At 40.7% G+C, this 6,118-nt stretch carries 5 protein-coding genes; all 5 read left to right on the top strand.

Annotation, left to right across the window (positions count from 1 at the left end; all coding sequences use genetic code 11):
* On the top strand, positions 1-1,104 hold a 1,104-nt coding region (locus WSC_RS0103695), incomplete at its 5' end, for a hypothetical protein (protein ID WP_016954557.1).
* Positions 1,105-1,178: 74 nt separating this feature from the next.
* Positions 1,179-1,883 carry a SapC family protein gene (locus WSC_RS0103690; RefSeq protein ID WP_016954556.1) on the top strand — a complete coding sequence of 235 codons (705 nt, stop codon included), beginning with the start codon at positions 1,179-1,181 and terminating at the stop codon, positions 1,881-1,883.
* A 14-nt stretch (positions 1,884-1,897) separates the two neighbouring features.
* The gene (locus WSC_RS0103685) at positions 1,898-3,364 is read left to right on the top strand and encodes a hypothetical protein (protein ID WP_016954555.1); all 1,467 of its coding nucleotides are present in this window, start codon (positions 1,898-1,900) and stop codon (positions 3,362-3,364) included.
* A gap of 179 nt (positions 3,365-3,543) precedes the next feature.
* On the top strand, positions 3,544-5,457 hold the full coding sequence (locus tag WSC_RS0103680) for a POTRA domain-containing protein (RefSeq protein WP_016954554.1): 1,914 nt from the start codon (positions 3,544-3,546) through the stop codon (positions 5,455-5,457).
* Positions 5,441-6,118 carry a sulfotransferase gene (locus tag WSC_RS0103675; protein WP_016954553.1) on the top strand — a complete coding sequence of 226 codons (678 nt, stop codon included), beginning with the start codon at positions 5,441-5,443 and terminating at the stop codon, positions 6,116-6,118. Before WSC_RS0103680 ends, WSC_RS0103675 begins: the two co-directional genes overlap by 17 nt.

Here is a 6,118-nt window from a genome sequence, read left to right as displayed (position 1 = left end):
GAAACAGCCGCAAATACAGCAATTGCCGCAAATACCACGGCTATCACAGCGGAAACAACACGTGCAACAGCAGCAGAAGCAGCTATTCAAGCTGATGTGGATGCCAACGAAACTGCCGCAAATACAGCAATTGCCGCAAATACTTCGGCTATCACAGCAGAAACAACACGTGCAACAGCAGCAGAAGCAGCTATTCAAGCTGATGTAGATGCTAATGAAACAGCCGCAAATACAGCAATTGCAGCAAATACGGCAGCAATTACAGCAGAAACAACACGCGCTACAGCAGCAGAAACGGCGATTCAAGCAGATGTAGATGCGAATGAAGCCGCGGCCAATACTGCAATCGTAACAGTTCAAGCGGACGTAGATGCTAACGAAGCAGCAGCCAATACCGCAATCGCAACAGTTCAAGCAGATGTAGATGCCAATGAAACAGCTGCAAACAATGCGATTGCAGCAAATACGGCTGCAATTACTGCAGAAACAACACGCGCCACAGCAGCAGAAACGGCGATTCAAGCAGACGTAGATGCGAATGAAACTGCAGCAAATACCGCAATTGCTGCCAATGCAGCTGCGATTGCCGCAGCAGATGCAACTGGTGCAGATAACAGTATGAAACTAGCTGCGTTAGCTAGCTTCACTGTCGAAGATGATGTTATCACTGCAACTAGCATTAACAATGATGTGAGCTTAGCGTCTGGCGGCAGCGCAGGTAGTTTATCTGCAAGTGTTGCTGACATTGCAAGCAGTGCGGCGAGCAATGCAACAAATATTGCAGCCAACAGCACAGCAATCGGCAATAACGCTACAGCAGCGGCTAATGCTCAATCTACAGCGAATCTTGCAAATGCTAAAGCTGATGCAATAGCTGATTTCCGAGTTGGCCAAGGGGATACTACAACTGCAGCGACTACAGTTGCAGAAGTTCAATCTAGTAGTGTAGTGTTAAAAGCTGTTGATGCTGGTAGCGCGACAGTTGGTGACGAAACGTTGGATGAATTAGGCCAAGATGTGAAAGATATACAAGACGATACTTCTACGGGTAACGGCTTCTTAGATTTCTTCCGCAAACTATTTGGTAACTCAGACTCTGAATAAAGGGTCGCTCGTCGCATCTTTGAGGGGCACGTAGCTGCCCCTCAACACTCATAATAAAAACAGAGGAAGGCATAATGGAACTTGGCATTTATCAAAAAATCGAAATTTTAAATAAAGATCAGCACTTCAACTTAAAAGTAAATCCGCTTGAGGGATATCAATTCAGTCAAAATCTACGCGAATGTGTCGTGACAGCAGAAGAGTTTTTCGAATGCGCAAAATCTTTGCCTATTTTGTTTACGAAGAACGAGCAACAGAGGTTTGTTGCTTTTGCTCTGCTCGGGATAAAACCACAACAAAATGTCTTGTTAGATGAAAACGGTCAGTGGCGTGCAGGAGAATATATACCTGCGTTTATTCGCCGTTATCCATTTGTTTTCGTTCAAGAACAACAGCAGTTGATGCTTGCATTAGATGCAAGCTCACCGAGTTTAAGTCAACAACAAGGGCAAGCTTTATTTACCGATGACGGTGAAGCAACCGACTTTACCCTTAATGTTATGAATTTTATGAAGCAATATGAATCAGCTTGTCGTAAAACTGAAAAAATTATTGCTCAATTGGATGAATTAGATTTGTTGGAAGATGCGCAGGCGCAGATGAATTCAGGTGGGAAAAAATATCAGATTCAGGGCTTTAAACGTATCAACGAAGATAAACTCAATCAATTAACCGACGAGCAAAAGTTACAGTTAGTTAACTCGGGCGCATATAAATTGATTATTGCTCACTTAATGAGCTTAGGTAATTTTAAAAAGCTATCTGTATTAGCAAATTGAGATGGAGTAAAACTATGCAACAAAGCTCAAAGCTTTTTCAGCCAATAAAATACGGCGCGTTTGCACTAGCTAGCCTGTTACTTGCTGCTTGCTCTAGCTCAGAATCAGCTAAAGATCAGGTAAAAAATCAATACACATATCTTGCTGAAGATGCCGTTATTATTGGTTTATCTGTGGTGGATAGTATTGGCAACACAGCTACTGAAATTTCGCCGGGTGAATATCAATTTGCTGAAGGTGTAACGCCAGTTGCCCCTGTTGAATTCACTAGTCGTAATACTGACACAGAAGCTTTTTTAACGTTTCAAGATATTGATGAAAGTGGCGATTTATCTGAAGCTGACATTTCTTACAATGCTGGATTTGAATTGCAATTTGTCCCAGTGTCTGATCCAGCAACAGGCCAAGTCTCGCTGTTTGCCAATCCGATAGTTGCGCTAATTCCTGCAACAGGTGTTCCTGCTGAGGGCATCGGCGGTTTGCCACAGGCTGTTGTGCAAGAAGCTTTGACTCGTGGGGTCAAAGCTGCATCGACACAGGAGATTGTCGTCAATAATGAAACCACCACAATCAAAGATGTCATAGCCAAAACCTCAGCTAAATTAACTGCGGTGCAAGAAGCAATTGTTGCTAAAGAAGGTTTAAAAGTGTCGGCGGGCAACAAAAACTCACTAAATGTATTAAAACAAGCTATTGGCTCAAATGCTGGTAGTTTAGTGACAGATACAGGCCTCAGTGACTTTTTAGCTGCAGCAGTAGATACGCTAACCATTGATAACGACAGTAAAGATTTAGTCAAAGAAGCTGCTAAACAAATCGGTGCGACTATTGCCGCTTCTAAAGTGGGAAGTAGTACGCAAAAGGTCGTGTACGAATCTGTGATTAAAGTGGTTCAAAGCAGTATCAGAACCACAACCACCACACAACAAGTGACCACATCGATTACTACGACAACAGTAAAATCGAGTGCAGAAGGTATTAATACCTCAATCAAATTAGCTGAACAAGTGCAGCAATCAGGTGGTAAAACTGCATTTATCAATTCACTCTTATTAGTGCCAGTACCAGGCAATGAAGGTGAATTGATAACCAACTCAGTTGCCGGTTTTGAAATGACTTTTAATGCGACAACTAACCAAATTACCTTGGCGGCTACAGGTGCATCTTTTGATGGATTAGTGTTAGCTTATAACGCTGATTCAGCTGTTTATGCTGGTGTATCCGGTAATCAGGCAGTATTTGTCAGTTTGAGTGCTAATGCTGAATTTTTATCTGGGTTTGATCTTGGCAATGTGCGCTTATTAGCAAGTTGTACTTTTGATTTTGACTTAGGCTTATGCGGCACAGACAACCAAGATATGGGCATTTATCCGCTAGCTACTAAAGCTGAATTTTGTGCGGCTATGGACAGCGCTTCACCGAGCGAATCGTTTTTGCAAAACTTAAATGCGAATTATGGAGAAAACTGTCCCACGCCATAAAAACAGCATCTATCCAAGGCTAACTAGCTAATGGCACAAGGTGGAAATGACTTTGTGCCTTCATTTCAAAATATTACCTTAAATAATCTGCAAAATTGTTCAGCTCACGATTGAGCAATTGTTGAATAAATGTTTTACTTTCGTTTGCGCTAACCATAAAACAATAATCAGGGAGTCATATGTATTTACGCCAATCTGCGTTTAAATTGACTGCAGTTGTATCAGCAATTTTCTTTAGCTTTGTATCTTTATCTGCTTATGCCAATACTATTCAAAAATTACAACAAGACCAGCAAGAAAACTCTCAACAAAATCAAGATAACTTAGATAAACCAACGGATATTCAAGAACTTCAAATAGACCAAAATATCCAGCGTGAAGGCCAATCACAACTAGCGCAAACAGTTAAATTTCAGCTCAATAGTATTAGTGTCAAAGGCAATACTTTGCTGAAAAACGAACAAATCATTCCCATCGCTAAACCTTATGTCGGAAAAATGGTTACCTCGGCTGATTTGCAAAATATTGCCCAGCAAATCACCCAGATTTTTCACCAAATGGGTTACACAACTTCGCGCTGTGTTGTGCCAGCACAGCAAATAAGTAATGGTGTAGTGGTTTTACAGATTGAAGAAAACCGCTTAAATCAAATTCAAATTATAGGTGAGAATAGTTTTGAATATGACAAAAAACTCTTCTTACGCCATTTAAACGATTTAACCGGTAAGGTTATTCATGCACCAACGCTTAAACAGCGTTTATCACGCTTAACTTTTTTACCCTCTGCGCGTATTACCCCTGAGCTAAAAAGTGTTGGTTTTGGTAAAACGGATTTAGTGCTTAAAATTGATGATATCCAAGCAACTAAAGCTATTTCACTTTATAACAATGCTTCACGTTTAACTGGTGATAAACGTTTAGGTTTGAGTGGCTTGTTTGTTAATCCAACTGGCAATGGCGATTATTTACAGTTGGGGGCAACAATAGATCCGAGTGAAACTGCTAATTTCTCATCGTTAACCGCTAAATATGTTATGCCGTATGGTGACGAGGGTGGACGACTCAGTGCGCAATTGGCCGATATCCGTTATCGAGTGTCGGATGATATAGTTGATTCATCTGTTTTTGAAATTGGTGGTCAAAGTCGATTGCTGAAGTTGTCGATTGAGAACCCGTTAGAGTTATGGCAAAACAGCCAATATGTATTGGGTATTGAACATAAAACTACGTCTAATGAACAAATTCAGCATGTGAACTTTAGTGAATTTGTTCCTGTGGTTAATCTAGATGAATGTCCAACTGGACAAATTGTCACGCAAGATTCAGTTAATTTCTGTCAGTTTGACGATGCTGATTTGCTTGCCGGTTTTAAATGGTTAGACACAGAAGAAACTATAGTTATGTTATCTGCCAGTTTATCCAGCTCGTTTAGATACAAACTCTTTGACACTGTAGCTTTTACTAACGTTAACATCAAAGTAAATAAAGCGCTAGAAGGTGCATTTGGTGGATTAACTCAAGCACAAATCGAAGATAAATTTAAAAACAAAAATGCACAAACGAATGGTGGCGAAATTCGCACCTTAACTGGCCCGGTTGGTAACGATAGTTTAATGCAGGCCGATTTTTGGAAAGCTTATTTAGATCTAACTCATTACAGTCGAATTAACGACAAGCAAAACTTATTGATTGGTGGTCATTTTGAATTCACCCCGGAGAAGGCTATACCTGGTTCTTACAAATATGGTGGTGCAGATTCAGGTGTCTGGGGCGGAGATATGGATATCGCTTGGCAATATGTGTGGACTGATAAACTGCAAACAAAGCTAGGTTGGCACAGTGAATTTGCCATGAACTTTGTTTCGGATAAGGATTATCCTGATACAGATGGTGATGGCAAAGTTAAACACTTAACTTGTGGAATTAAAGAAGTAGAGGTCAACGCTTATTTTAGCTGCTGGGTTCACTACCCATATGTGCAGTTAAGCTACGACTATAATCAGCATAGTTTTTCTGCAACCGCACGCACTAAACCAAAAGATTTTGAATCGCGCGATAAATCTCTGTCGTTGGCTTATGTCTACCGTTTCTAATTCACAGAACAAAATTTTTGTTATTGGTTTACCACGCACAGCAACAACTAGCTTGTGCGTGGCTATGTTAGAGCTAGGTTTTAAAACCGCACATACAGCTTTTACTGATGAAGCTTTCAACCAAGCGCAAGTGATAGCCGATGCACCCGTATTTGCGGACTTTGCCAAATTAGCCTGTATTTATCCTGACTCGAAATTTATCAACTTACAGCGAGATCTCGACAATTGGTTTCCGTCTATTCAGCAACTATTATTGCGCATGTACAAAAATATAGTACGGGTAGATGGTGGGTTTAATCCGCATTTAAAGCGTGTTTATCAAGATATATTTCAACCATTTACGCTAAATAATATTAATGATTTAGACTTTCTGCGCGAGTGTTATCTAAGCCATCAACAACAAGTACAATCCTGTTTTTCGGACGAGCCGCAGCGGTTATTGAACTTAAATATTGCCAATTCAGGTAGTTACCAACAACTCATTGCTTTTTTGCATCAGCAGCAATTGTTAAAAGCTGATCAGCCTATTGCGCAGGCGAGTTTTCAGCCAATCAATATGGCAGGCAAGGTGACAGCCTGGCAACAAATTCGCCATGCCAACAAAGTTGAGTCGACAAGGTTGGGTAAGGTCGATAAACTTGCCTTCTTAACTGATAATTAA

This window comes from Catenovulum agarivorans YM01 (genome assembly GCF_000281085.1).
GTDB lineage: Bacteria > Pseudomonadota > Gammaproteobacteria > Enterobacterales > Alteromonadaceae > Catenovulum > Catenovulum agarivorans.
The sequence above is the reverse complement of the archived record's forward strand: the minus strand, read 5'-3'. Positions and strand labels throughout refer to the sequence as shown.

Coding starts and splice junctions, on each gene's coding strand:
- WSC_RS0103685 (WP_016954555.1), top strand. CDS start 1,898: ATGCAACAAAGCTCAAAGCTTTTTCAGCCAATAAAATACGGCGCGTTT.
- WSC_RS0103680 (WP_016954554.1), top strand. CDS start 3,544: ATGTATTTACGCCAATCTGCGTTTAAATTGACTGCAGTTGTATCAGCA.
- WSC_RS0103690 (WP_016954556.1), top strand. CDS start 1,179: ATGGAACTTGGCATTTATCAAAAAATCGAAATTTTAAATAAAGATCAG.
- WSC_RS0103675 (WP_016954553.1), top strand. CDS start 5,441: ATGTCTACCGTTTCTAATTCACAGAACAAAATTTTTGTTATTGGTTTA.